General features: G+C 44.0%; 23 protein-coding genes. 8 read left to right on the plus strand and 15 right to left on the minus strand.

Going from position 1 to position 23,924, the window contains the following annotated elements; all coding sequences use genetic code 11:
* Positions 1-45 precede the first annotated feature (45 nt).
* On the plus strand, positions 46-1,260 hold the full coding sequence (locus EHO59_RS11880; RefSeq protein ID WP_135588262.1) for a hypothetical protein: 1,215 nt from the start codon (positions 46-48) through the stop codon (positions 1,258-1,260).
* Positions 1,260-1,724, plus strand: coding sequence for a chemotaxis protein CheX (locus EHO59_RS11885; protein WP_135588264.1), 465 nt, complete (start codon positions 1,260-1,262; stop codon positions 1,722-1,724). Before EHO59_RS11880 ends, EHO59_RS11885 begins: the two co-directional genes overlap by 1 nt.
* A 13-nt stretch (positions 1,725-1,737) precedes the next feature.
* On the opposite strand, the gene EHO59_RS11890 is transcribed toward EHO59_RS11885, so the two are convergent.
* Together EHO59_RS11890 and EHO59_RS11895 are read right to left on the minus strand one after the other, a co-directional pair.
* A complete protein-coding gene (locus EHO59_RS11890) occupies positions 1,738-2,736 on the minus strand; it encodes a tetratricopeptide repeat protein (protein ID WP_246052875.1) in 999 nt (332 codons plus the stop codon).
* A gap of 2 nt (positions 2,737-2,738) precedes the next feature.
* Positions 2,739-3,353, minus strand: coding sequence for an LIC_11485 family protein (locus tag EHO59_RS11895; RefSeq protein WP_135588268.1), 615 nt, complete (start codon positions 3,351-3,353; stop codon positions 2,739-2,741).
* Between the two features lie 209 nt (positions 3,354-3,562).
* Here EHO59_RS11895 and EHO59_RS11900 point away from each other — a divergent pair, with 209 nt between their 5' ends.
* Entirely contained in the window at positions 3,563-5,284 is a 1,722-nt protein-coding gene (locus EHO59_RS11900; protein WP_135588270.1) for a flagellar assembly protein A, read from the plus strand.
* Here the strand turns inward: EHO59_RS11900 and EHO59_RS11905 are convergent, their stop codons facing one another.
* The 3 genes from EHO59_RS11905 to xerD all read right to left on the minus strand — a co-directional run bounded on the left by EHO59_RS11905 (position 5,285) and on the right by xerD (position 7,157).
* Positions 5,285-5,677 carry an LA_2478/LA_2722/LA_4182 family protein gene (locus EHO59_RS11905; RefSeq protein ID WP_135588272.1) on the minus strand — a complete coding sequence of 131 codons (393 nt, stop codon included), beginning with the start codon at positions 5,675-5,677 and terminating at the stop codon, positions 5,285-5,287. It abuts the gene before it with no gap.
* 142 nt (positions 5,678-5,819) lie between these two features.
* A complete protein-coding gene (locus EHO59_RS11910) occupies positions 5,820-6,245 on the minus strand; it encodes an ATP-binding protein (protein WP_135588274.1) in 426 nt (141 codons plus the stop codon).
* A gap of 15 nt (positions 6,246-6,260) precedes the next feature.
* Positions 6,261-7,157, minus strand: a complete 897-nt coding sequence (xerD, locus tag EHO59_RS11915) for a site-specific tyrosine recombinase XerD (RefSeq protein ID WP_135589120.1) — start codon at positions 7,155-7,157, stop codon at positions 6,261-6,263.
* A 179-nt stretch (positions 7,158-7,336) separates the two neighbouring features.
* On the opposite strand from xerD, the gene EHO59_RS11920 reads away from it, so the two are divergent.
* Both EHO59_RS11920 and EHO59_RS11925 read left to right on the plus strand, forming a co-directional pair.
* Positions 7,337-7,879, plus strand: a complete 543-nt coding sequence (locus tag EHO59_RS11920; protein ID WP_135588277.1) for a tetratricopeptide repeat protein — start codon at positions 7,337-7,339, stop codon at positions 7,877-7,879.
* A complete protein-coding gene (locus tag EHO59_RS11925; RefSeq protein WP_135588279.1) occupies positions 7,876-8,976 on the plus strand; it encodes an LA_2486 family SGNH/GDSL-type esterase in 1,101 nt (366 codons plus the stop codon). The genes EHO59_RS11920 and EHO59_RS11925 overlap by 4 nt, the downstream gene beginning before the upstream one ends.
* Here the strand turns inward: EHO59_RS11925 and EHO59_RS11930 are convergent.
* Together EHO59_RS11930 and EHO59_RS11935 are read right to left on the minus strand one after the other, a co-directional pair.
* Positions 8,973-10,406: an MBOAT family O-acyltransferase gene (locus tag EHO59_RS11930; protein ID WP_135588281.1), complete on the minus strand. Its 1,434-nt coding sequence runs from the start codon at positions 10,404-10,406 to the stop codon at positions 8,973-8,975. The two genes, EHO59_RS11925 and EHO59_RS11930, sit on opposite strands and share 4 nt — an antisense overlap.
* The gene (locus EHO59_RS11935) at positions 10,396-11,679 is read right to left on the minus strand and encodes an LA_2490 family SGNH/GDSL-type esterase (RefSeq protein WP_135589121.1); all 1,284 of its coding nucleotides are present in this window, start codon (positions 11,677-11,679) and stop codon (positions 10,396-10,398) included. The genes EHO59_RS11930 and EHO59_RS11935 overlap by 11 nt, the downstream gene beginning before the upstream one ends.
* A gap of 165 nt (positions 11,680-11,844) precedes the next feature.
* On the opposite strand from EHO59_RS11935, the gene trxB reads away from it, so the two are divergent.
* On the plus strand, positions 11,845-12,792 hold the full coding sequence (trxB, locus tag EHO59_RS11940) for a thioredoxin-disulfide reductase (RefSeq protein WP_135588283.1): 948 nt from the start codon (positions 11,845-11,847) through the stop codon (positions 12,790-12,792).
* 84 nt (positions 12,793-12,876) lie between these two features.
* Here trxB and EHO59_RS11945 read toward each other — a convergent pair whose 3' ends face one another.
* A complete protein-coding gene (locus EHO59_RS11945) occupies positions 12,877-13,599 on the minus strand; it encodes a hypothetical protein (protein WP_135588285.1) in 723 nt (240 codons plus the stop codon).
* A gap of 270 nt (positions 13,600-13,869) precedes the next feature.
* Positions 13,870-14,748, minus strand: a complete 879-nt coding sequence (locus tag EHO59_RS11950) for an early set domain-containing protein (protein ID WP_135588287.1) — start codon at positions 14,746-14,748, stop codon at positions 13,870-13,872.
* A 128-nt stretch (positions 14,749-14,876) separates the two neighbouring features.
* On the opposite strand from EHO59_RS11950, the gene EHO59_RS11955 reads away from it, so the two are divergent.
* Positions 14,877-18,617, plus strand: coding sequence for a tetratricopeptide repeat protein (locus tag EHO59_RS11955; RefSeq protein WP_135588289.1), 3,741 nt, complete (start codon positions 14,877-14,879; stop codon positions 18,615-18,617).
* A 6-nt stretch (positions 18,618-18,623) separates the two neighbouring features.
* Here the strand turns inward: EHO59_RS11955 and EHO59_RS11960 are convergent, their stop codons facing one another.
* From EHO59_RS11960 to thiS, 3 genes are all read right to left on the minus strand, one after another.
* Complete coding sequence (locus EHO59_RS11960) at positions 18,624-19,454, minus strand: WecB/TagA/CpsF family glycosyltransferase (RefSeq protein WP_135588291.1); 831 nt, start codon at positions 19,452-19,454, stop codon at positions 18,624-18,626.
* Between the two features lie 66 nt (positions 19,455-19,520).
* A complete protein-coding gene (locus EHO59_RS11965) occupies positions 19,521-20,195 on the minus strand; it encodes a thiamine phosphate synthase (RefSeq protein WP_135588293.1) in 675 nt (224 codons plus the stop codon).
* A gap of 5 nt (positions 20,196-20,200) precedes the next feature.
* Positions 20,201-20,401, minus strand: coding sequence for a sulfur carrier protein ThiS (gene thiS, locus EHO59_RS11970; RefSeq protein ID WP_135588295.1), 201 nt, complete (start codon positions 20,399-20,401; stop codon positions 20,201-20,203).
* Positions 20,402-20,504: 103 nt separating this feature from the next.
* Here thiS and EHO59_RS11975 point away from each other — a divergent pair, with 103 nt between their 5' ends.
* On the plus strand, positions 20,505-20,840 hold the full coding sequence (locus tag EHO59_RS11975; RefSeq protein ID WP_135588297.1) for a hypothetical protein: 336 nt from the start codon (positions 20,505-20,507) through the stop codon (positions 20,838-20,840).
* A gap of 2 nt (positions 20,841-20,842) precedes the next feature.
* Here the strand turns inward: EHO59_RS11975 and EHO59_RS11980 are convergent, their stop codons facing one another.
* From EHO59_RS11980 to guaB, 3 genes are all read right to left on the minus strand, one after another.
* Positions 20,843-21,541 carry a 16S rRNA (uracil(1498)-N(3))-methyltransferase gene (locus tag EHO59_RS11980; RefSeq protein WP_135588299.1) on the minus strand — a complete coding sequence of 233 codons (699 nt, stop codon included), beginning with the start codon at positions 21,539-21,541 and terminating at the stop codon, positions 20,843-20,845.
* Position 21,542: 1 nt separating this feature from the next.
* Positions 21,543-22,301 carry an outer membrane lipoprotein-sorting protein gene (locus tag EHO59_RS11985; protein WP_246052931.1) on the minus strand — a complete coding sequence of 253 codons (759 nt, stop codon included), beginning with the start codon at positions 22,299-22,301 and terminating at the stop codon, positions 21,543-21,545.
* Between the two features lie 70 nt (positions 22,302-22,371).
* Positions 22,372-23,898 (minus strand): IMP dehydrogenase, encoded by a 1,527-nt coding sequence (gene guaB, locus EHO59_RS11990; RefSeq protein ID WP_135588303.1) that lies wholly within the window; start codon positions 23,896-23,898, stop codon positions 22,372-22,374.
* Positions 23,899-23,924: the final 26 nt, after the last annotated feature.

The following is a 23,924-nucleotide window of genomic DNA, read 5'->3' on the forward strand; positions in this document are numbered from 1 at the left end:
TTACAGATTCCTGGCGCGGGTGAGGCTTCCTTGAAACGTAGTTTTATGACAAAGCCAGAAGGAATTTCAATCAGAGATATTTTATTCAAGGTGGGGTCCGCCATTTTCCTAGGCATTCTAGTCCTCATGTTGATCATCATGCTTTTAAAACCAGATGTGGAACAGGCCGGATTGGACATGCTCACAGGCAAGGCCAATATCAGTGCAGGTAAGATCGACGGATCTGACGTTCCCATGGATTTTTTCAATGCCGCAAGAAGACAATGCTATATGTATTTCGGCGGACAAGGTTCAGAAGGTCAATTGGCCGAATGTGCCTTTATGATCCTCAAGAGATTTCATATCCTGAATAAACTTGCACAAGGTGTCGGTTATACCTATTCGGAGGAAGGAATTCGCCAGGCTCTCTGGGAAGAAGCTCAAAAAAATTCCAAGAATTCCTACCGCGGAGCAGGATATTCTGAAGAAGATTTGAAGAAACCGGAACAAATTTACCGTCAACTTCTTCAAGAAGCCCCGCTTCGTTTTCGGATAGAAGCCACCGTGCAACAAACCGTTCAGCAGAATTTTTTACAAACCGATCTTCGTCGTACTGACGGAGAATTGGAAGTACAGTCCGAAGCTTCCGGAGCTAAAATTGATTTGGATGCAGTAATTTATTCGGAAGAAGATCTTGCTAAATTGGCCGAACAAAGCCTGGAGCCTACAGACGCTCAATTGCAGGAACTCTACCAGAAAGAGATCGCAGATCCGAATTCTCCGAAAGGAAAAGACGGCAAGCCTCTACCTTTCGAGGAAAGAAAAACGGTCCTAAGAGGGAAATACAAAGTAGAAGCCCGTAAAAACGCTTTGGAATCCGTAAAAGCAAAACTAATCGCTTTACAAAACGAGCCTGACGGCTTACAAAAAATCGCAAAATTCTTGGGCAAGGCGCCGGTTTCTTTGAGAAACAGACCTCTTGGAGAACTGAAGAAAATGAGTTCTGGTAAGGACAATTTCTCTTTGCTCTCCGATGCGAAGTTCCTACAGGATCTGAGTACCCCAGGACTTGCACAAAAGAAGAATATCGGACCTTATAGGGACGGAGACAAATACGCGATCGTTGCCTTCTCCAAACTTCAGTTCGGAGCATCCGATCCTTCTTTCTTAAGAATTAGAGATTCTGCAACTGTTGTCAGCGGAATATTAATGGAAATCCCTCAGTCTTTAGAGAATGATATTACCGTGGAACGTTTAGCGAGGTCCGCTTCGGAGGAATAATGCAAATCCGCGCCGAGTTAGTGAATCCGTTCTTGGAAGCAGCCACAATCGTCTTCCGAGACATACTGCAAACAGATTTGATCCGCGGTAAGATCGGGATCAAGGACACTGCCGAAACCACCCTGGAACTCGCGATCATTATCGGAGTTCTTGGAACTTTCAATGGTGAAGTTGTGTACGGTCTGAACTATGATGCGGCCTATAAGATCGCTAAAAAACTCATGCCAGGCATGAGCGATGATGATATCAAAAACGAATACAAAGACATATTGGGAGAGATCGCAAACATGACCACGGGAAATGCGATGAATATTTTCGCAACTGCAGGTCAGTCTATTGAGATCACCGCTCCCAATATCGTAGACGCAAAAAATGAAACGATCAAGATTCCTAAGAAGCAAGCGCTTGGGATCAGCCTCTTTTCCAAATTCGGAAAATTGGAAGTGAACGTTTCCTTAACTTAAACTTTAAACTTTCTTAAAGATTGCTCTTTGCGAGCATTTCCATTTCTGAACGAAGGGGAGAATACACTCCTTCGGATTCAGAAACGGTTTTATCCAAATATTTGCGCAAGAATCTCTTGGCCCATTCCCCTTCTCCGGCCTTATAGCTTGCCTTGAATAAAAGATAGGCACCCAATTCTTTTTCTTCTCTCTGTCTCTTGAATTCTCTGGAATTTTGATCTTCTGCATTCGGAAAAGTCTTACCGAAACGACTCCAGAAATCCATCAGATATCCTCTGGCATCTCCATATCGGCCGGAACGAAAAAGCATATCGCCTAATTGCAAAAGAGCTCTTGAGCGAAACTCTCCGCTTCCTTCCGTAGCGACACGCAATAGAACTGCTTCCGCTTCTGTATTCTTTCCTTGAGCTCTCATGGATCTCGCAGACTCTAGAGAAGTCTTCCATTTGGAATCGTCTTCTTCGCCGGAGCTTTCTACTTCTTGGGCCTTAGGATCTTCTAATTTAGATAATTCTAATTTTGCTTGGGCGCTCGCGCTCCCTTCTGTGGTGGCTGCTTTGTTGAATTCTTCTTTAGCGGCATCTTTTTGCCCGTTCCTCAAACGCAAGAGCCCTCGATCGAATGCGGCCTTACTCGGATCTTGGACATCTTTCTTCTTGCCGTTTTTCTTTTCCTTTTTTTCGGAAAGATTCGGGAGTTGGGTCTTCTTCTCTTTCGCTACGAATTTCTTTTCTTCTCCGATTGTTTTTTCAGAAGAAGGAGACGTACTTTCAGAGCTATTTGCACTCTGCATTTCTACGGAATTACTTGAAGCACTTGCTGAATTCGAAGAAATCTCCTGAACATTAGAAGAATTTGAAATACCAGTATTTGTATCGGAAGCTTCTAAATTAGAAGCTTGGACCTCTTCCGAAAGATCGATTCTCTCCGGAAAAGGAAGAGGAAAATCAGCATCGATATTTGTTATAGAAAATAATATTAGCAGTATTGCAAAGGAGAGAGATCGCTTCATCCTTATTCACCCATCTTAGGTCTTTGTTCTTTGCGAGGAGGTCGACTCAATCTTGAATCGTCCGTTTGCGCCTTTGGCTCTGAACTAGGCTGCCTTTGAGTGCTCGGTTCCAATCTAGGAGAATCAGCATCACTCGCCCCAGGACGACCCAAATCTTCTCTTGGTGGTCTTTCATTTTCCGTAGGAAAGAATACCTTCGAATCTCCTTCCTTACGACGAGAATTTCGGATCGTATCCGTTTCCTCTAACTCAGGCTTGGGAGAATTCGGTCCTTCCTTTGGCTTGTCCAAAGAATATCTTTCCAAATCCAAAGAAGAAGATCCTGCGTCCGAATAACTCGGGTCGCTCCAGCGGATCTCCTTTCTCTTTCGATTGTATTCTCTCTCAATATCTTCTAAGAATAATGCCTTTCGATCCAATTCCTTGGCCTGATCTTCCTCTCCTGCAAGAGCCAAACCTCTCTGAAAACTGAACCAAGCAAGAACTGCACCGATCAAGACTGCTAAGGCGAGAGCGGCCCTTCCGATCATCTTGACGGTTTTCGGGGGAAGATTTCCCAAAATGCCGTCAATGGATTCCCGGACCTGGGTCAAAATGGAGAAGGGATTAAATGCCATAGTTTCCCTAGGATCATCGGCCGTTTTCGGTCTTTTTCAAGGACATAATTTTGGAAAAAAGGACCGAAATAATCCCGGAGTCCTTTCCCGGCCGTCGAAGATACTACAGGAAATTCGGATTTTTCTCTCCGGAAACCCTAAAGTCTTTTTCCCGCTTTTCGATTGTAAAAAATAGGATGGGACTTACTCTCCAACAACGGCCCCCCAGGATGAGCGACTCGATCCGCAATTTTACAGAATCCTTTTTAAAAGATCTAGAAGAGAATGAAAACGGCTTCTTCAAAGTCGAAAACCTGGATGGCCTCGCCTACCTCACAATCTTCCCCGCAGGCAAAAAAGGAAAAGAAGTAGAGTATCGAGAAATCCTAAAACGCTTGGACGTGTTCAAGATCAGCGGAGTCTCGGAAGATGAGATCAAGCGAGTTCTAAAGACCAAGGATTCAGAGCCTCATCTGGTCGGGAAATGGCCTGGCAAACCGGAGCCTTCTACTCTGGATTTAAAGATCACAGAAGATAAAATGCAGGTCTTCGGGATACTGCACCCTCCTAAGTTCGGAGGAAGGTTACTCACAAAGGATGAGATACTTTCCCAACTAAATTCGCAAGGTATTATATTCGGAATTCTTGATGAATCCGTTCAAAAGATCTCCGAAGCGGAAGAATACGGAAAAAGGATCCTAGTCGCGAATGGAGAACCTCCGATTCCAGGAAAAGATGGAGATATTCGCATCCTCTTCCAACATCCTGGCACTCCCACTTTAGAAGAAGACGAATTCGGAAGAGTGGACTTCAAAAATATACAGATCATCCAGAGCGTAAAAAAGAACCAGAAACTGGCCGAGAAAGTTTCTCCTTCTCCGGGAAAAGCAGGCAAGAATGTAAAAGGAGAAGTCTTAGGTTACGAAGAAGGCAAGATTGCAGAATGGAAACTTGGCCCGAATATCAAGACCTCGGAAGATGGAAACGTTATCTTCGCTTTAATCGACGGAAGACCGATCATCGATCGTTTCGGTCTGATCCGAGTAGATGAGGTTTGTCTTCTAGAAAACGTGGATTTCTCCACAGGCAATATTAATTTCCCAGGAACTATCATTGTAGAAGAATCGATAGCGGACGGATTTACCTTAGAAACGGACGGTTCCATCATAGTAAAGAAATCAGTCGGTAAGGTATTCTTGAAAGCGAAAGGAGATATCGTTCTCTCCGGTGGCTTCATGGGCAGGAACGGAGGAATGATCGAATCCGGTTCCGACATCTATGCCAAATTCGTAGAGCAAGGAAAAATGCAGGCCAAGAATTCCATCTTTATAGAAGAGGCTGCCATGCATTCCGAGCTCATCGCCGGCGAAGCCATAGTCGTTCGCGGAGGAAGAGGAGAAATCATCGGCGGACAATGTGTTTCCGGAAAGACGATCGCTTGCTCTAAGTTAGGCGCCATTGTAGAAACAAGAACCGTCCTGAGCTGTGGGATGCCTCCCGAACTTCTTTCCGAATTAGAAGGATTGAAATCGGAAATCAGAAAAAATCAGGACATACTGAAGAAAGTGGATACGAGTATTCAGAAGTTAAACGATGACTCTCAAAGAAGAGCCTTAACCGCTGATGAAAAAGAAAGTATCCCTAAATTGCAGGCAATTCGTCAAAAATACAATTCCATCTTGGAGAATCTATTCGCGCAGGAACAATCCGCACTTCTATCCTTTGATCCGGACCGAAATTCTTTTGTAGAAGTCGAAAGAGAGATCTATCCTGGAGTAGAAGTGAATCTAGGTAGGAACAAGAAATTCAGCGTAAAATTGAAGGATATCCCCGGCCCTTCCTATTTATATTTGGGCGGAGACGGACAAATCGCCCATTCTAAAGTAAAGCCCAAGCGTTTGGGCCTATTGCAAGAAGAAGCTTCCGAAACGGAAAACCCCGCAAACTCTTAATCAGCCCTCGTCCGGAAAAAGGTCTCGGCAAGAAGGAATTCCACCGGACTGCTCCATTTCGGTGCAGGGAGTTTTTAACAGATCATCCATACAGCGTTTCACTTTAGCGATCTGCTCATCCGTTACTTTTTCGTATTCGTCCGGCAAAATGGTCTGATCTTTCTGATCGATCATACACTGGTCCAACGAGGAAAAACCCGACTTAGCGGAATCCTGATCCTTTGAAGGAAGTGCCTCGATATATTCCGCAGAACATTCCAAATTTTTTTTACATAATTCTCTAATATAGCTTTGGCTTAGGTCTTTGACTTCTTCTCTACTGAGAGAAGGTCCCTTTCTGCAGCCTACGATCAATAAAGTAGAAGTAATCAAGAGTGATAGAAAAAATTTCATGAGTAGTAATTCTGATTTTTAGGATCCGATCCTTCAGAGATTTCGCAAAGAAGCCATGAAGAATATGCAAAATTGACTCACTCAGGGAATATTCTGCAAGTCGTTATCTTAGGAATATTTTGAGGAAAGAAATTTTTATCGATTATTTCATCTTGGTAAGGATGAGACGATTTCCCTTTCCAGACTGATCTATATAGAAGTGATCCGTGAGTTTTCGTACAAGATAGAGTCCCAACCCTTCTTCTCTATAGTCTCCCGGATCATAGCCTCGAATCTCTGAAATATTCTTTTGAACTCCGAAGTCGCGGATACGCACTTCCATTCTATTTTCTAAAAGAGTGATCTCCAAGAAGATCGGATAATTTGGTTTGCCCAAGTAGGCATGCTTGATCACGTTTAAAAGGCATTCCCCAACCGCTAATTTCAGGTCGGCAGCATCATAGAGAGAAAAACCGGATTCTCTGGCAAGATTGTAAACGAAATTCCGCGCTACGCTCACATAACGCGGATGAGAAGGGATTTGTATCCGAAATTGATTCGAATAGTTGACTTGTTTGGTGTCGGCCACGCCTAACCTAAACGATCAACCTCTGGGATGGAACTTCTTATGAACTTCCTTCAGAGTCTTATTCGCCATATGAGTGTAGATCTGAGTGGTGGAAATATCGATATGTCCGAGTAGTTCCTGAACGGATTTCAAGTCTGCATGGTTTTCCAACAAGTGAGTTGCAAAAGAGTGTCTCAGAGTATGAGGAGTCACTTTTTTCTTAATGTCGGTTCGCTTGATATAATGGTTCAGAAGTCTCCAAACGGATTTTCTATTGATATAGGATCCCTTTTTGGAAACGAAAAGATAATCGCAGTTTCTATTCTTCAAGATATAAGGTCTGCTTTGTTTCAGATAACGATTTAAGATGTCCAAGGATTTTTCACCGAAAGGAACGAGTCTCTGTCTTCCGCCCTTACCTTCCACAGTCAGGGTCATTCCAGCCATGTCCATGTCAGTGAGTCTAAGATTGCAAGCCTCGGAGATCCTGAGTCCTGAAGAATAGAGTAATTCGAAGATGCATTTGTCTCTGAGTTCGTAGAGATTGTCTTCTTTGATTACGGTGAATAATTGCTCGATCTCTTCCTGGGTCAGATAATCAGGAATGGATCTCATCACTTCCGGAGTTTCTATCTTCTCCGTAGGATTGGAATCCAGCTTCTTCTCGTCTTTTAAGAATTTGTAAAATTGCCTGATCGCTACCACTTCGCGAGCGATCGTCTTCGCGGAGATCTTTCGATTTCGTTCTTCGTTCAGAAAGCGAACAATGTCGTTCGCTTGGACTTCGAGGAAATCGATATGCTCTTTTTCCAAGAAGTTCTTGAACTTGTTTAGATCGTATCCATACGAGTAGATGGAATTATCGCTGAGACCCTTCTCAACCGAGAGGTATTCTTGAAAATTTTGGAGTAGATTCTTATGAGAAGATGTCACTTTCTTAGTCCCGCTTCCGAGTATTACAGTACTAAATCCTTCGGACAAATTCTCCCCTGAGATTGAAACTTTTTTAAGATTGCGGTATGAGAAGGCCCGTAAATTGTACAAATTCGACGGACGGTACCAATCAAAAACCGTCCTTTTTCTTATCCCGTAAGGGAAAAAAAACTACGGAAATGAGACAGAAGTTCCGATACGCCATAATTTTGCTTATGTCCCAAATTGCATTGAATTGCGATTCTTCTGGGGAATTAGCAAGTAGAGCAAGAGAAAAAGAATCCCAAGGCAATACTGCTGAGGCACTTTACTACTACGATCTTGCTCTGAGAGAAAATTCTGAAAATTTTACTGCGAATAAAAATTTAGGGATCCTACTCGCAGAAAGTGGACAAGCACCTGGATCTGCAGCTCTCTATTTGGAAAAAGCATTGAAGAAGGATCCGAAAAACCCGGAAATCCTTCTCTATCTCTTGGAGATTTATTTGAAGGCGGGCTCCAAAGCGGAGACCGATTCCGTTTTGAAAGGCTTTTCAGAGAGTTGGGACAAGGATAGAGAGAGTTTAGCTCAGTTTCTTACCTCTTGCATTCTGGAATCCAAGAAAAATCCATCCGAGAGAAAACGTTTTCAAGAAAATCGTATTCCATTCTCAAACCCTGCCTCCTCTCGTTTATTCAAATTATGTGAAGAAAAAGTATATGAGGAAGCACATCCGAAATGATAAGCTCCAAGGATCTCTCTATTCATAGGAGATCTCCGTCTTTTTCATTCATTCGATTTTCCTTATATAGCGCATTTTTCTTCTTATTTTTTGAGATCTTACTCAGGCTTCCTTTCTTTCCATCTGTAGAATTCAGATTGAAGGACAAGCAATTGCATTGTTTGTCGGCGCCAATCTCTATATCTCCCTCTCCGAAGAATTTAATATCCTCTTTCTCGGATCGTTTCAAGAAAGAATACATTCCTTGGATGAGACTATGTCCGAACCAGGACATTACTCTGTTTCATCCGGAAAAAAAGAGAATGTATAGAGTAAGAACGAACTCTCTAGGGGAAAGAATAACAGCTGAGAAAAATGCTTCCCTTAACCAAGAGCAAATTTGGATCTTGGGAGACTCTGTGGCCATGGGTTATTTGGTTTTCGACGAGAATAGCTTACCCTGGATTTTACAAAAAGATCTAAAGGATAAGGGTCAAGACCTCTTGGTGAGAAATCTAGCGGTGGATGCAGTAGGTAGTCTTGGCATTCAAGAAAGGTTGAAGGAGATATTAGAGAATTCTAATCCTCCTAAAACGGCGTATTGGATCTATCATATCTCCGATTTTACGGATTCCTTTCAGGAGGAAAGACTTATAGGATCCGAAAAGAAAAGGATCTTAGTTCAAGTTTCTTATTATTTATCCAGATACAGCGCAACCTATAATTCTCTAAAGGTATTGTACGAAAGATATAAGCCGGAAAGTGCTGAAAATTTAGTGATCCCTTCTTCTGGATCGATTTTAAGCAAGGATCATCCTCATAGACTCGCCCTACTTTCTTTATTTAACTTTGCTAAAGAACATAGAGTTCCTCTTGTTCTAGTCCTTCTTCCCGAACCGAAGGGAAACTACGAGCCATTTGTGGATTCCGAACTTGTAAAGGAAGTCAGAGAGATCGCAATGGATTCGGATACCAGAGTTCTGGATCTTCAGAAGGAAATCTATGATCTTTGGAAGAAGGAGAGAAAAGAAATCTTTCTCCCCTTGGATGGTCATCCGAACGAATATCTGTATGGGTTCATCTCAGCCATATTAGCGAAAGAGATCCGAAATCCTTAGAATTGGAAATACAGGAACGGTTGGCTTACAGTCACACTATATAAGATAAAACAGATCGCGATCAATACGCCTGAAACTCCGTAAACCCAGACTCGATTTTCGAAAAGCTTTTTGGCCCAAGGAGTTTCCTTCTCCATGAGATAATCCCCAAACATGAGCAAGAACACTGTTCCCAGAACGGAGATCGGTACGGATACGACCAGGTCCCCGCTCACTCCCATGAACATTCTACTGACCATTGCCCAGCCGACTTCTACACTGTTTCCAACTCCTTCTACAGGTCTTGCCCGGAAGAAATACATAGAAAGACCAAAGATCGTGAATGGATACGCAACCTTGATAGTACTAGGGATCTTATCCCAGAAGTTCTTAATTCTTTCGAAAGAGAATGCAAATCTTTCAATGACCATCAAGCTTGCATGAACAAAACCCCAGATTACGAAGTTCCAATCCGCTCCGTGCCAGATCCCGCTCACGAAAGTAGTTAAGAATAAGTTTAAGTACGTTCTTGAAATTCCTTTCTTATTTCCACCCAGAAAAATATACACATACTCCTTCAGCCATGAGCTAAAGGAAATATGCCAACGTCTCCAAAACTCGGATACTGTTTGAGACAGGAAAGGTTGTCTGAAGTTGATTGGAATATGGAAGCCCATAATCCTTCCGGTCCCGATTGCCACATCGGAATATCCAGAAAAATCGCAGTACATTTGTATAATATAGAGAGAGCCTGTGATCGCTAAGGAGAACCAACCATAATGCATAGGATCCGCGAACACTGGGTCCACAACTGCAGCAATCGGATCTGCCACAAATGTCTTCTTAAAGAGTCCCCAAGCAAGTTGACGAATCCCCGGAAGAAGATTTTCCTTTTTAAATTTGTAGGTCTCCAGGAATTGATGCAGCATATCCTGAGCGCGAATGATAGGTCCCGCCACAAGCTGAGGAAAGAAACTCAAGAAAAGTCCGAATTGGAATAAGCTCTGTGCTCTTTCGACCTTCTTGTGATAAACGTCCACCGCATAAGCGATCGCTTGTAGAGTAAAAAAGGAAATCCCCATAGGCAATAGGATCCCAGAAGGACTCGCATAATGAGGCTCGCAAGGCTCCAGACCCAAAACCGTATTCCAGACGGTTAAAGAGAAATCCAGATATTTGAATAAGTATAGAAAGAGCAAATTCCCAAAAATAGCTATATTCAGAAAAAATAATTTTCCGGCCCTAGACTGAGCCTTGTCCATCCATACCACCGCAAAATAAGTGATCACAATGGAATAGATCAATAGTAAGATGAACGGGACTCTGAATACCGCGTAGAAATACAGACTAGTGACGAGTAGCCAAAACTGCTGGAATCTCGCTGGGATCAGAAAGTAAACTGAAATGACGATAGGAGCAAAGAATAAATACTGCAGGGAATTAAAGAGCAAGTTGGAACTCCTTCAATTTGGCTCTCAATGATTCAGCGGCCCAGTAATTTCCTCGTTTCGTAAAATGTCCGTCTTCAGGAATATAATGATCTAGGATGCCGAATTTTTTTCCTTGCGCATCCGTTCCACACATAGCAGCCGTTTCCTGTTTGAAGCGAAGCACCTTTATTCCTCTTTTCTCAAAAAAAGAAGAAGCACGGATCGCATAATTCTCTAGAGGATGATATTTTCCATTATTATAGCAATAGATCTCCTCTATCTGAATAGGAAGAATCACAGGAACCAAACGAAATCCTTTCTCTTTGGATAACTCTATCATCTTTTGATAATACACTTGAGTAAGTTCCGGCAAGACTGAAAGGCTTTCCGAATTTGGAATAGAATCCACGCATTTTACATGAGAAGGGATCGGCTCGGGACAGATCGGTCCAAGACTTGCAACCGTCGCTTCCTTCTTCTCGGATTTAGGATCGCAATCCGGTCCTTTTACGGATCTAAAGAAGGAACCTTTAAAATAAGTTTTCAGATTTTCATCAGGACCTGAATCCTTAGAGAAACCCGCACTCTTGATCTCATTCTTGACTGCGTGCTTAGTGACCGCAGAGGTGACCTGGATTTGTTCCCAGGCAAGCTTTAGTGCCTGAAGTGTATAAGAAATTCTTGTTAAAATAAATTGTAATTTAAAATTACGAGCGTAGTTCGGGTCCTTCTCCCGAAGAGCGTCCGTTTGATCATCCGGCAATATCCCCTTCTCCGCTAATGCTTCAGGCATATCGAAATCGTTGGGAGAAATAAAGAATAAGACTTCTTTAATATTATCCAGCTTTGCGCTGATATCTTTCAAGCGATAGTAAGAGCCTCTGGATCCATAGGCGTCTACTCCTAGATTCAATGCCTGTCTTTCTTCTCCATTTAGAACAAGCCCGTCCAAGAGTTGGCAGAATGTATCAGAATCGCTGACCCCGAATCCCATTACAAGGCTGTCTCCCAAGCAAAGTAATTTCGGTTTTCCGGGAATCGCTTCGTTAGTCCCGCGAAGTCCCAAGGAGTTTACGGTAAACTGTCCTTCCCATTTTCCTGCGAAATGGCGCACATACCTGGACTCACCTGGCTCTAAGGCAACAAAGTACTCGGGATGAAAACTATGGATGAGTTTTAGATCTCTATAGTATTGTAAGGAAGGACTACGTAAGAATGTCAGGCCGGCTTCTGTTCCGAAAAAGACGATTGCAAGGAAAAGCAAGGCCAGAAGCGCTTTTTTCGCAAAATCCATGAATACTGGAAAGAATTTGGACTCTGGCCTGGGTGGCAAGCCAATTCGTTCCTAAAACCCTGGCCGAATCTTGGTTGATCCTAAAAGAAAAAAAAGATCTACTTTACAATTCGTCCGTCTAAAAATAAATTCAATTTAGAATCATTCTAAACATTTGAGGAAGCCATGCCCCACAAAGTAGTTATCATAGGATCCGGGCCTGCAGGTCATACAGCGGCAATTTACTCTGCCAGAGCAAATTTGAATCCAGTCATGTACGAAGGCTTTATGGCCGGAGGAATCGCGGCCGGCGGACAATTGACTACCACCACTGAAGTGGAAAACTTTCCAGGTTTTCCGGAAGGAATCGACGGAACGAAGCTCACCACTCTATTCAGAGAACAGTCCGAGAAATACGGAACTAAGATCTTCACCCAGACCATTACAAAAGTAGATTTTTCTAAAAGACCGTTTCGCATTTGGTCGGACGACGAATTAATCGAGGCAGAAACCGTAATCATTGCGACTGGTGCCACAGCTAAGAGAATGTTCATCCCTGGAGAAGATTCCTATTGGCAGAAAGGGATCTCCGCTTGCGCAGTCTGCGATGGGGCACTTCCTATCTACCGAAATAAAGAATTAGCCGTTGTAGGAGGAGGAGACTCTGCTGTAGAAGAAGCGGCTCACCTCACTAAGTTTGCATCCAAAGTATATTTGATCCACAGAAGGGACAGCCTCCGCGCTTCCAAGATCATGCAAAAACGCGCGACGACTCATCCTAAGATCCAGATCATCTGGAACACTCAGGTCGAAGGCGCTCAGGGAAATGGAAACCAGCTCACTTCCCTTTCCGTAAAAGAAGTAAACACTGGGAAAGTGACTGAACTTCCTGTAGGAGGCCTCTTCTACGCAATCGGTCATAAGCCGAATACTGAAATCTTCGAAGGTCAGCTGGACCTAGACGAATCCGGTTATATCAAGACTGTTCCTGGTACTACAAAGACCAGTGTGGATGGAGTCTTTGCTGCTGGAGACGTGCAAGACAAGGTGTATAGACAAGCAATCACCGCGGCCGGCTCCGGTTGTATGGCGGCTCTGGAAGCAGAACGCTGGTTAGAAGCACAAGAAGAATAGAAAGCAAAAGAGGCGGGAAACCGCCTCTTCTTATATGAAAATCTACTTAGTCTAGTTTATTAGAATATTAGAAAATACTAAGGGCTAAGGGCGCTCTACGATCTGCCCTCTCCTCTGAAGAGTATCATAAATGAACAATGTAGGAAGGTTCGGCTTCTTCTTCGCTGCCTGTTCTTCCTCCCTTTTTACGATCATCACCAGTTTGTTTTCAGGAGAATCCGGAAGGATCTTTTCCAAATAATATTTTTTGGGAAGGACGGGAGCTAGCTCATCCAATGCAGGATCGTATACGAATACTTTCTTGGAATCTTTTTGGTTCAGATACCCGTCTTTATTTGTGTCTTCGGGCATTCCGATGATCACGAATTTCTTTCCCGTTTTTAGTCCCGGAAAGATATTTGCGTAGAGAAGCTCTGGATTCTCCAGATCGGAAGAAGATTTCTCTGGCTCTGCCCCATAGAAATAATCCCAGATATAAACGCTTTTAGTGAAAACCTTTCGATTTCTACCGGTTTGCAAGTCCACAAAAACCAGGTTCTGTGCATGATTTAAGGTCTTTCTGACCCCGAAATTCTCTCTGTCTCGATTTAAGCCAAGGGGATAAAATAAGAATCTCCCCCAAGCAACAGCGGAATGTTCTACCAGGTCGTCGTCAGGCTCTACGTATACCGTTTGGCTTTTGTTAGACGAAGTCTTCGCAATCTCGATCCCTCGATCGTATACGAACCAACTCTTCAAAAGAGTGAAAACGATCAGAAGGACTATGATTGCGATCGCCGAATATACGATGGTGCGAAGCTTTTCCATAGACGGACCTAAAGAATCTGATCTCGGCTATGTGGGTCAATCTTCTTTTCAGAATGGCCCCCACCCAATCTTGCGACCCATAGGGAGCAAGATTCCAGAAGAGTTGGCTGAGCAAAGTGAAGCAAAATGTGATCCGGCTCGAATTGAAATTGGCCCCCACCCTCATCGGGTGGTGGAGGCGGGTCCCCAGTGGGAGAGGCTCCTCGCCTCTATATCAGAAATTCAGTTCTCCAGCAATGAAAAAAGAAATCGAACTTTTTCGTGTGGGAACTAGTTCGCCTTTCTTTCTAGAACTCCATTTCGATCCGGGATCAGTAGGGAAGAAGAAATTTCCCCAGTATCTTCTCGTAAAACCGTTAAGGGATTATATGTATCCAGTACGATCTTACCATCCACGATGAAGTTGTATTGGTATTCACCCGGCTTTAATTTTTTGATCACTCTAAAAACGCCGTTCCTTTCTTTCTCGAGAAAATCGGCCTCTGGATCCCAATGATTGAATTCTCCTACAAGGCTTACCATTTCCGCTTGGGGCTGGTAAATCCGAAACTCCACTGTTCGAAATTCCTTCTCTTCATAGGGAGAATCTTCTAGGATACGTGTGCTTGTTTGTTTATTTGCTCCGCCCTGGCGATATGCTATTCTGGAAACGAGGGAACCTTCCCCATCTTCTACCGTATCCGAATTTTCGGGATCATGGGTAAAGATACCGTCCACTTTGAACTTGTATTCGTAGGCAGGTTTCGCTTCGTAGAGTCCGTCCCCAACAATATCCACCACACCGTAAAATATTCCCTTATCATTCTTTTCTAAGGGAATGCATTGCCAATGGTTGAATTCTCCACAGACGCTTACTTCATCGTTAGAAAGACCGTCAAAGCTGAACAGGACCCCACGGTTGAGCAGCTTTCCAGTCCTGAGAGAAGCAGCCGTATCCACGAAACGGATGAATCTGGGAGGGACTGCCTTTCTTAGGTTCTCCAATTGCCAGAAATAATAGATCTTTTCTTCAGGGAGAGATTCCTCTCCTTCTTCGTAATCCACAGAACGGAACGCGCCGATCCAATCTTCCGCTTCTTCGGCGGCGAGTGCGAAGGTCAGCACAAGGGTGAGTAAGGCGATAGCCTTGGCTTTCTTTACCGGAAACATATACTAAACCGATTGTCGTAGGATTTCCCGGAAAGCCTAAGCGCATTTCTGGTAGGAACTCCTACATCCGACATAAGGAAAAAATCTTTGATCTTTCTGGGATCGGCCGATACTATTGGAAGGACTTTATGGCCGAGCCTTCTTCAAATTATTCGGATCAAGAGTTGGAGCAGATCCGCTCCATCTTAGAACCATTGAGTAAAAACCCGGAATCTTCGGAAGACCTGAATCCGATGCTGTCCGCATTTCGCGAAAAGATGGGATACGGTGTTCCCATCAATATCGAGGATGAGGACGCTGATTCGGGAGAAACTTCGGATGAAGATTCATTCGATTTAGGTGGAGACGATGAAGAAGCGCCTGAACCTATTCAAAAACCCAAGCCCCTCTCTTTCTCAGAAGACGATGATATCGATCTAGACGAACTATTAACCGAGCCATCTTCCCAGGATGCACCGCCAAGCATTGATGCAGGCGAGGATCCATTCGGTGGCTTTGATGAAAATCCTCCTGCCTCCGACGATTTCGGCGATTTTGGTAGTCCGGAACCTGAGGCCACTGAAGAAGATCCATTCTCCAGTTCCGGCATGGATGATTTCGGCGCCCCTGATCTTGGTACAGACGCTCCAGCCGACACAGGAGATTTCGGAGGAGACGATCCTTTCGGTGGTTTGGACTCCGGTCCTGCCTTAGATTCTCCATTAGAAGATTTTGATACACCTACGCCTGCAGCTTCCGACGATTTCGGTGACTCTTCCGATTTCAATATGGATGATCTGGGCGCTCCTCCTGCTGATTCCGATTCGGATCCTTTCGGAGGATTGGGAGAAGAAGATTCTCCTTCTGTCTCGGAAGATTTAGGTGATTTCGGTGGAGGAGCTCCTACAGGAGAAGATCCTTTCTCCGGATTCGATGCTTCGGGAATGGAAGACAGCCCTGGAGACGAGTTCGGTTTAGGCGAAGGAGATCCGTTCGGAGCGGCACCTGCCGGTGAAACTGATTTCGGCGATCTAGGCTTTGACGATTCCTCTTCCGATTCGGATGTAGGCAGTTCTTCTTTTGATGAAGCTCCTACAGGAGATAGTGATCCTTTTGCAGACTTCGCTCCGGTTGCAGGTGGAGCTCATGATCCATTCTCCGATCTTTCAAGCGCAACCTCCGTGCCAGAATCGGATCCATTCGCAGACTTCTCCGCAGAACCTGCCGGCGAAATGGAAATGGAATCCGTACCTGAATCTGCTGATTTCACAAGCTTCTCACCGGACTTGGATGCTGACACAGATACGGATCTAGGCTCTGCCGCTTTCGAAGAGGATCTTAGATCCCTAGGCGGAGAAGAAAAAGAAGATATAGATAAATCCTTAACGGACGAAGAGCTTGCGATCATCCAGAAGGAGATCCTACGTTACCCTCCTCTTCTCCGCAGGACGGTAATCGAATCCATCGTCCAGGATCGCCTTTCTAAAAAGGCTCAAAGAGATCTATTAGAACTCATTAAAGTAGAAAGCACTCCTGACGAAGTTGCTGCCTTCCTTTCTTCTGCACTTGGAGTACCAGTCACACTTACTGACAAGACAGGTGCCTACTCGGCGGACGGAGTTCCGATCATTACCTCCGACCCGATCTACACCAGAGAAGGTTATCTAGAAAGAAGAAAGAAGATCCGCAGAACCTTCTACGCTGTAGCAGCGGCACTTCTTTTTGGATTCGGGGGATACTTTACTTACAAGCATATCATTCTTCCTAGACAGGCCGCTCAAAATTATGAAGCTGGTCTAGAACAGATCAGAGAAATGGGTGCGAAGAAATTCGCAGGAAGCCTGGGTGAAGAAGATCGCAAGAAATATCTTACTAGCATAGAAGATTCCTATGATAAAGGATTCGATATCGATCCTTACAATCTGAAATATATGAACCTATACGGAGTGGAATACAGCCGTGCAGGCGAATACGAACTATCTTTCGAAAAATTATTCGGAAGAATAGAGCCTGATCTGGGTGCAGGAACATTAGATTCTTGGAATAAAAGAGAACAGGCTCCTATGGTCCACCTAGCCCAAGGAGAATCTTGGAGCGACAAGAAATTCAAGACCAGCACGGTAGTAAACCAAGGAAAAGAAGGAGTTAAATTCCTTTTAGACCAAGAGAAAACCGCAAGAAAGGTCGTTGTCCCTGGAGCCTTCTTAGTCATGAGATTGAGAGAAAAATCTCATGATAATAATACGTATCGAAATCTAGGCTGGTTCCATTCTCAGATCATGCCGGATTTCGCAGAACCTAGCGAAGGCAAGAAAGGAAGATATAAAAACGACGCGTTGTCTGTGGATTATTATAGCAAAGTATTCACAGACGGAGAAAGTCCGTATGACGAGCTTTCTACCGCAGGGATCGCAAAGATCTATTATAATCGTAGAGAATTCGGAAAGGCAGCATCCTTCTATAATAGGATTGTAGAAGCGAATCCTAAAAGTGTTCCAGGTCAATCCGGTTTGATCTCCACCTATCTGGAAATGTGGAAGGAAAGCGGGGATCCACAATTCGTTCTGAACCACCATCGACTTCTTAGAAATAACCTGGATATGGAGTCTGAACTCCCCTTCTATACTCTCTCAAAACTGGCATCCTTTTATGCGAGCATTGATCCTCAGGAACTTAGAATTAAATACAATATCAATCCTGTGGATCAAGTTTCCGGCATTGAGATAGAAGAAAGCGCAATCCGACTTTTAGATACGATCTACAGAAGATCTATGGAAGACGAAAGAACCGGAACCGAGATCGAAGGAAAGGATTACGCAGAAGGTTATTACCAACGAGGGCAATATTATCTTTCTCAAAAGGAAAATATCCAAGCGAGAAGATTCTTTGAGAAAGCGGCTACTCTAGATCCGAAACATTGGCTTGCAGTGTTGGAACTAGCAGAGCATTCCATTCGAGTCGGAAATTTCGAAGAAGCTAAGGATCTACTGAAAGAAGCGGATTCTCGTTATCTGGCAAGTATGCGCTGGTTCGGTTCCAAGGATGAGGACGAAACCCTGTATGAAGGAAACCCTGCTCGAATTCATTTTGATCTGGGTAAGATACGTTATCTGTTATCCGCTGGACTTTCCGATAAAGATTCTCTGAAGGAATTCCCTGGCAGAAAGATCTATCCTTTCCGCTCCCGTTCAGAATCCGATGGCAAAAGCCTTTCTGTCCTGAAAGAAGAAGAAGAAAAACGAAATCGCAGGAACGAGCTTCGCAATTCATTGCAAGAATTCTCTTTAGTAGATGCAGAAGAACCTCAGTTCGATCTCATCCGTAAATGGAGAAGAGAACTTCCGTCCAGTCTTCTACGTGAAATGAAATTCTATAAGGGCTGGGTGGAATACATGGATTCAGACTTCGACAAAGCCCTTGCGGATTGGACCGGGTTCGAAGATAAGGATGAATATTATAATCCTACTCTTCTCATGGGAAAAGGAAACGCATTCTTCTATACTGGACAGACCAAAACTGCTCTGGGTTATTTCCTAAGAGTAAAAGACGATATGGAAGAAAAGCTTCCTCAGATGAGTTCACCTAAAACGGAAGATCCGTATCACCAAGAAGTATACCAGACATTGATCGCAGCTTATAATAATATTGGGGCTTGTTACGAGACACTTTCTAAGAAAGCAGGAGCGCAAGAAGCGGAGAATTATACCGCGCAGGCTCTGCAACATTATTGGAAGGCGATAGAGACATCTCGTAAGATCAACGAGGCAAGCGAGATTTCCTTATCGAATAAGGACCTTTTATTCAAGAAAGAAGCTCTCAAAAGAGAACCTCTCTTAGAAGATTGGGTTTCTCCTACGCTTGAATCGATCAAAGACCTGGTTCGTAAATAAATACGATTATTTCTTCTTCTTAACGAAAAGAGATTTGATCCAGACTACAATAAAGAAACCGAACATTCGGCTCATGCGGATCAATCTCCATGGGCGGACAATAATTCTCCAGAACCAGGTAAGTCCTTTCAGCTTAAAGACATTAGGCGCCTTCTTCACTTTTCCGGAGAGAATATCCATTGCTCCGCCTACTCCGATCACCACTGCATGACCAAAGAAGGCAGTATTATTCTCAACCCAGATCTCTTGCTCCGGAAAATCCATTGCAAGAAATATAATATTCGGACTAGTCTTACGAATCGATTCTTTGACGAGTAATTCTCTTTGAGTATTCAAGTAACCGGCATGTCTACCGACGATACGTACTCCAGGAAAATGTCTAGAAAGATTGAAATATACTTTTTCGACGATCTCTTCCTTTCCGCCGAGTAGAAAGATGGAATAATTTCGGAGCTCGCAGAGTCGGACCAGGTCCATCATGAGGGCGATGGTAGGAATTCTTTCCTTTAGTTCACCACCGAGCTTCTTAGCGGCCCACTGGAGTCCGGCTCCTTCTGCAAGAATGAGGCTGGCCTTTTGAGCGATTCGATGCAATTTCTTGCCTTTGCGCAAGGCCATAGTCTTGATCGGGTCCAACAGAAGAACATGATGGAATCTTACCTTCTCCTCCATGAGATGGTAGATCTTTGCGACCGCCTCGTCTAGGCTCGCGTTGTCGAAAGGCACTCCTAAAATAGGAGCCTTTTCTAGATCGTCCACATTCAGGGTTTGATAATCTAGAAGGTAATCGCGATCATCCTTTGCGGATAAATGGCGTATTTCCCCTGGTTGCTTCATAGGGATCATCTTATTGGACATAATTTGTGAGTCAATTGAAACTTAGATTTAAACGTAGGAAGACCTTTAAGAAAGAACAGGCAAATCTTTTAGCACTGAGATTACTTCTCCGAAACGATCCTTATCCGAAGCCCCTGCTATCATAGAATACAAGAAGGCTCCATGGACGGAAAGTTCTCCTATTTCTTTAGGGCCAATTCCTCCGATTGGGACGATCGGGATCTTAGCATACCTTAGCGCTTCTTTCAATCCTTCTTGGCCCACCGGATGATCCTCAGTCTGTTTTGAATCAGTGGAATAGATGGGACCTAGACCGGTATAATCCCAGAACTCTGGCTCCAGTTCCTCGACATCTTTCCAAGTATGACAGGAAGTGCCTAGATACAGATCGCTATTTCGCAAACGATCCTTTTCCGAAGAAGAGAGAGCCTGGTAATCTTCCTTTCCGATATGCAGACCGAAAGAACCCCATTCCAAGGCCTCCTTCCAGTAATCGTTCAATATCAAAGGAAAATCCGGAAATTCCTGTATCAAACTTTTATAAATCTCCCGGATCTTGGAAATTTCTTCTTTCTTAGCTCTAAGCTGATAGAACGGAATCCAAGTCCTGTTTCGATTCCAAAGCTCAACTAGATCGCGAGGATTTTTTTCGAATTTAGAACAGTATTCCAGATCTAAAATGGGGTATAACGCAGGAGCCTTCCAAATCTCGGGGTGTTTCTTTCTCTGGTGAAAAGCCAAGAACTTTAGCCCCCGCCCACGAATTTTAGGATTTCTATTTTATCTTCTTGGTTTAGAATAATACCCGACCATGTATCACGTTTTAGGATCTCTCCATTCTTTTGAATGGCGACTGTTTCCGGCTTTAAGCGCAAGGCTTCCAAAAGTGCAAATACGCTGGGAGAAGAAAGTTCGTCTAGCAAAAGGTCTCTTCCATTCACTTTCATTCCATGTACCTCGGTCGATTACAATTCATTCCATTTTCCAATGCTTGCAAGTCGAATGTTTTTTGATTTGCCATTCCGCCGTGGGCAAAAACGATTTACCTATATGACCCGTTTCCTTCTTATTTTATTGGCTTTTGCAGTATTCGGACTGATCTCCTGCGACCACGAAAGAGACGTACAAGGGAATGCAATGTCATCCTATGTAGCGAACTGCGTGGGTGGCGGATACACTGCATGCAAACATACCTGCGAGAATAAGTATGGAAGTTCCGTGGATCCAGATAACGTTGCTCTACTCAACACTTGCATCAGCGGATGTGCGACTAGCTGCAACATTGCAACTTTCTGCGCTCAGATGCAACAAGGTTGCAAGAGCAATTGCAAGAGTTATCTGAATGAATGCGTTCTGATCCTAGGCCTTTCCGGCGTAGGCCAATAAACTTAGTCTAAGTTTCCCAATCGAAATAAAGAAGCCGCAAAAATTCCTGCGGTTTCTATTCTCAAAATAGACTCTCCTAGATTCACTCCAGGCACAGAGTACTTCTTCAAAAAATCTAATTCTTCTGAACGAAAGCCACCTTCTGGCCCGATCAGTATGGTCTTGTTCTCGATATTCTTCGGGTCGATTCGAATCTCGGATCTAGGATCCAATAAAAGTAGTTCTTCTTTCGGATCGGAAGAAGACTCCACAAATTTCTGAAGAGTATAAGGACCTAAGATCTCTGGTAGAAAATCCTGATTGGATTGAGAGCAAGCTTCTGCTGCAACTTTCAAAAGCCTTTCCGGATTTAAATCTTTTCTATCGGAGTGAGCAAAGACTAAAAATATAAATCGAGTGATCCCAAGCTCTGTTCCTTTTTGGATCAACCATTCCAATCGATTGCCTTTCGGAATAGCCGTTGCAATCGCAGAGACTCGCTTCGGTCTTTCCTTCTTCTCCGTTCTGACAAGAGAACCTGACTTGGAAGAGCTTGGAACAGAATAATAAGCACTTGCTCCGGATCCATCTTTGAGGATCACAATCTTTTCTTCGGAGTAGACACGGAAGGCTTTTAAGTGAGAGATCTCTTCTCCTTCAAGCTTAAGCTCGGGAGAAGGAACAAAGCCTGGTCGAAAGAATACAATCTCTTCCAGAGACATCTTAGAGTCGGTTTAGATTATCCAATTCGAAGAGAGAAGGATCCGGTTTTACATCTCGGTCCACTTCTACGTATTCTAATACGCTGATTGCACCTGTGTTCAGATCCAACATTTCGAGACGACTCGCCAGATCTTCTTTGCCTACCTTTTGCTTTGCCTTCACTTTCACCGGACCATATTTAATGTTCATGGTCTTGTAAAGGATCCCATCCTTATCATGAAAGTCCAAACGCACTGGCCTAAGAGTATCCGGTTCCAAGAGAAGGATCAGCTTGGAATAAAAATAAGGCACGATCGGACGAAGAGCGACTCTCTTCATCTTCTTTCCGCCAACGTCTAGATCACTTTGCACTACTGGATTATAATTTGCTTGGTAGGAAGTTCCCGCGAGATCCACAAAACTAAAACCTGTATTCAGATGGTTTTCGTATTTCTCTTCGTCGTTCTTTCGAAAGATCTTTCTGGAAAGAGCGTTGAATGCGTAGATCAACTCTCCATCCTCTTTGAATAAAATCTTATATTCTAGACCGCGTCCTTTACTTTCGAAAAGGGAAAGTGAATCTTCTCCCTTTCGAAACACACTCATGTCCCAGGTCCAAGAATCACCAGTTCTCTTGATCAGAATTAGATTTGCCTTTACTAGACCATCCGACTTGAGTAAGGCTTGGTCTAGTCGAGCGACCAATTCCTGAGCGACCCTCGCCTTTTCAGGAGCCTGCGCATAGGAGATCTCCCCACCAAGTAGGATCGGAAAGACCAGGATCACTAGAATCGATCGAATTTGTCTCAAAGACCTTCCCTTCCCGGCAAGAAGTGAGAACTTCCCTTTTTTATTCTGCTCTTAGACTCGGCGCACTGTAAGAGTAAAGGCTATGAACGGAACCTTGGGCCTGAGCAGATTCACTTCTTCTTTCGAAGCGAAGTTTACCTTCTCTCAGTCCCTTATGCAAGTCTTGGACCGTCCTAAACCCCATGTCTTGGAAGGATAGTCTTAGGCCCAGGCTCAAATAAGGAATAAAATTCAAGATGGAACCGCGATCCACAACGGAACCGCTTACCCCTTGGGCCACTTTCACTTTTTGGCCTTCGTTGAAATATCTCTTATCTCCGCCGGCCTTCATGGCTTCAATGCTCGCCATTCCTCTATACTTCTTGAGACGAATTCCATTCTCATAAAAATACTCGCCAGGCGCCTCAGAAGTTCCGGCAAACATAAATCCCATCATACAGGCCGATGCTCCGATTGCCAAAGCATTTGCGATGTCCCCAATATTAGAAATTCCACCATCTGCGATAACAGGAACGTCATATTTCGCTGCGTGAGCGGCAGTTTGGTAGACCGCGGTAGCTTGCGCTCTTCCGACAGCCATGGTATCTTGGGTAATACAAATGGATCCTGGTCCCATTCCGATCCTGAGCCCATCGGCTCCGGCGCGGATCAAATTCTCCGCTTGACCTCGGGTGACTACATTCCCTCCGACAACTTCAAGATTTTTGAAATTGGCCTTGATGAATTGAAGCATCTCGATCTGGTAAATGGAGTTCCCCTGTGCAGAGTCGATGATGATCACGTCTACTCCGGCTTCGTAGAGTGCGGCGACCCGTTCTCTGGATTCCGGAAGAGTAGAAACTGCAGCACCGCATCTCAGTCTTTTGTTTTCGTCTTTGGAGGAATCCGGAAAGTCCTTATTCTTTTTTAGATCGGAGCGGCTCACCAAGGAGACCAATTTTCCGTCCTTGTCTAGGATAGGTAGTTTTCCGATTTTTTCTTTCTTAATGATGTCGTTTGCTTCTTTGAGAGTGATCCCTGCTTTGCCAGTTATCACTTCAGTAGTCATTACTCTCTCTACAGGGATGGATCTATCTCTTTCAAAGTCGATGTCCCTATTAGTAACGATCCCGATCAGCTTAGAATGTCTTGTTCCATCTTGAGTGATAGGAATTCCGGTAAAACCTTGGGTCTCTTTGATATGGTCCAGATCGTGCAGAGTGTTTTTAGGTCCGAGCACTACCGGATCGGAGATGAATCCGTTCTCGAAGCGTTTCACCTTGCTTACTTCGGATACTTGCTGGTCGATCGTATTATTGTAATGGATGATCCCAATCCCTCCCATAAGGGCTTGTGCGATCGCCATCGAAGACTCAGTTACAGTGTCCATAGGAGAACTAACGAAAGGTCGTTTGAGTTTTATGTTCTTTGTGAATCTAGTTTCTAACTCGACTTCGGATGGATTGAAGTCGATAAAACCGGGCAGGACTAAAAAGTCCCGATAAGTAAGCCCGATTTGCATGCTGAAGAGTTCTTCGCCGGATAGGCCGTCTAAAAATTGGGAGTCTCGGTAAGATTGGTTTGACATTAGTGTACCTTACCTATTACATCAAA

The organism is Leptospira semungkisensis (assembly GCF_004770055.1).
GTDB lineage: Bacteria > Spirochaetota > Leptospiria > Leptospirales > Leptospiraceae > Leptospira_B > Leptospira_B semungkisensis.

Coding starts and splice junctions, on each gene's coding strand:
- EHO59_RS11880 (WP_135588262.1), top strand. CDS start 46: ATGACAAAGCCAGAAGGAATTTCAATCAGAGATATTTTATTCAAGGTG.
- EHO59_RS11885 (WP_135588264.1), top strand. CDS start 1,260: ATGCAAATCCGCGCCGAGTTAGTGAATCCGTTCTTGGAAGCAGCCACA.
- EHO59_RS11890 (WP_246052875.1), bottom strand. CDS start 2,736: ATGAAGCGATCTCTCTCCTTTGCAATACTGCTAATATTATTTTCTATA.
- EHO59_RS11895 (WP_135588268.1), bottom strand. CDS start 3,353: ATGGCATTTAATCCCTTCTCCATTTTGACCCAGGTCCGGGAATCCATT.
- EHO59_RS11900 (WP_135588270.1), top strand. CDS start 3,563: ATGAGCGACTCGATCCGCAATTTTACAGAATCCTTTTTAAAAGATCTA.
- EHO59_RS11905 (WP_135588272.1), bottom strand. CDS start 5,677: ATGAAATTTTTTCTATCACTCTTGATTACTTCTACTTTATTGATCGTA.
- EHO59_RS11920 (WP_135588277.1), top strand. CDS start 7,337: ATGAGACAGAAGTTCCGATACGCCATAATTTTGCTTATGTCCCAAATT.
- EHO59_RS11925 (WP_135588279.1), top strand. CDS start 7,876: ATGATAAGCTCCAAGGATCTCTCTATTCATAGGAGATCTCCGTCTTTT.
- EHO59_RS11935 (WP_135589121.1), bottom strand. CDS start 11,679: ATGGATTTTGCGAAAAAAGCGCTTCTGGCCTTGCTTTTCCTTGCAATC.
- trxB (WP_135588283.1), top strand. CDS start 11,845: ATGCCCCACAAAGTAGTTATCATAGGATCCGGGCCTGCAGGTCATACA.
- EHO59_RS11945 (WP_135588285.1), bottom strand. CDS start 13,599: ATGGAAAAGCTTCGCACCATCGTATATTCGGCGATCGCAATCATAGTC.
- EHO59_RS11950 (WP_135588287.1), bottom strand. CDS start 14,748: ATGTTTCCGGTAAAGAAAGCCAAGGCTATCGCCTTACTCACCCTTGTG.
- EHO59_RS11955 (WP_135588289.1), top strand. CDS start 14,877: ATGGCCGAGCCTTCTTCAAATTATTCGGATCAAGAGTTGGAGCAGATC.
- EHO59_RS11960 (WP_135588291.1), bottom strand. CDS start 19,454: ATGAAGCAACCAGGGGAAATACGCCATTTATCCGCAAAGGATGATCGC.
- thiS (WP_135588295.1), bottom strand. CDS start 20,401: ATGAAAGTGAATGGAAGAGACCTTTTGCTAGACGAACTTTCTTCTCCC.
- EHO59_RS11975 (WP_135588297.1), top strand. CDS start 20,505: ATGACCCGTTTCCTTCTTATTTTATTGGCTTTTGCAGTATTCGGACTG.
- EHO59_RS11980 (WP_135588299.1), bottom strand. CDS start 21,541: ATGTCTCTGGAAGAGATTGTATTCTTTCGACCAGGCTTTGTTCCTTCT.
- guaB (WP_135588303.1), bottom strand. CDS start 23,898: ATGTCAAACCAATCTTACCGAGACTCCCAATTTTTAGACGGCCTATCC.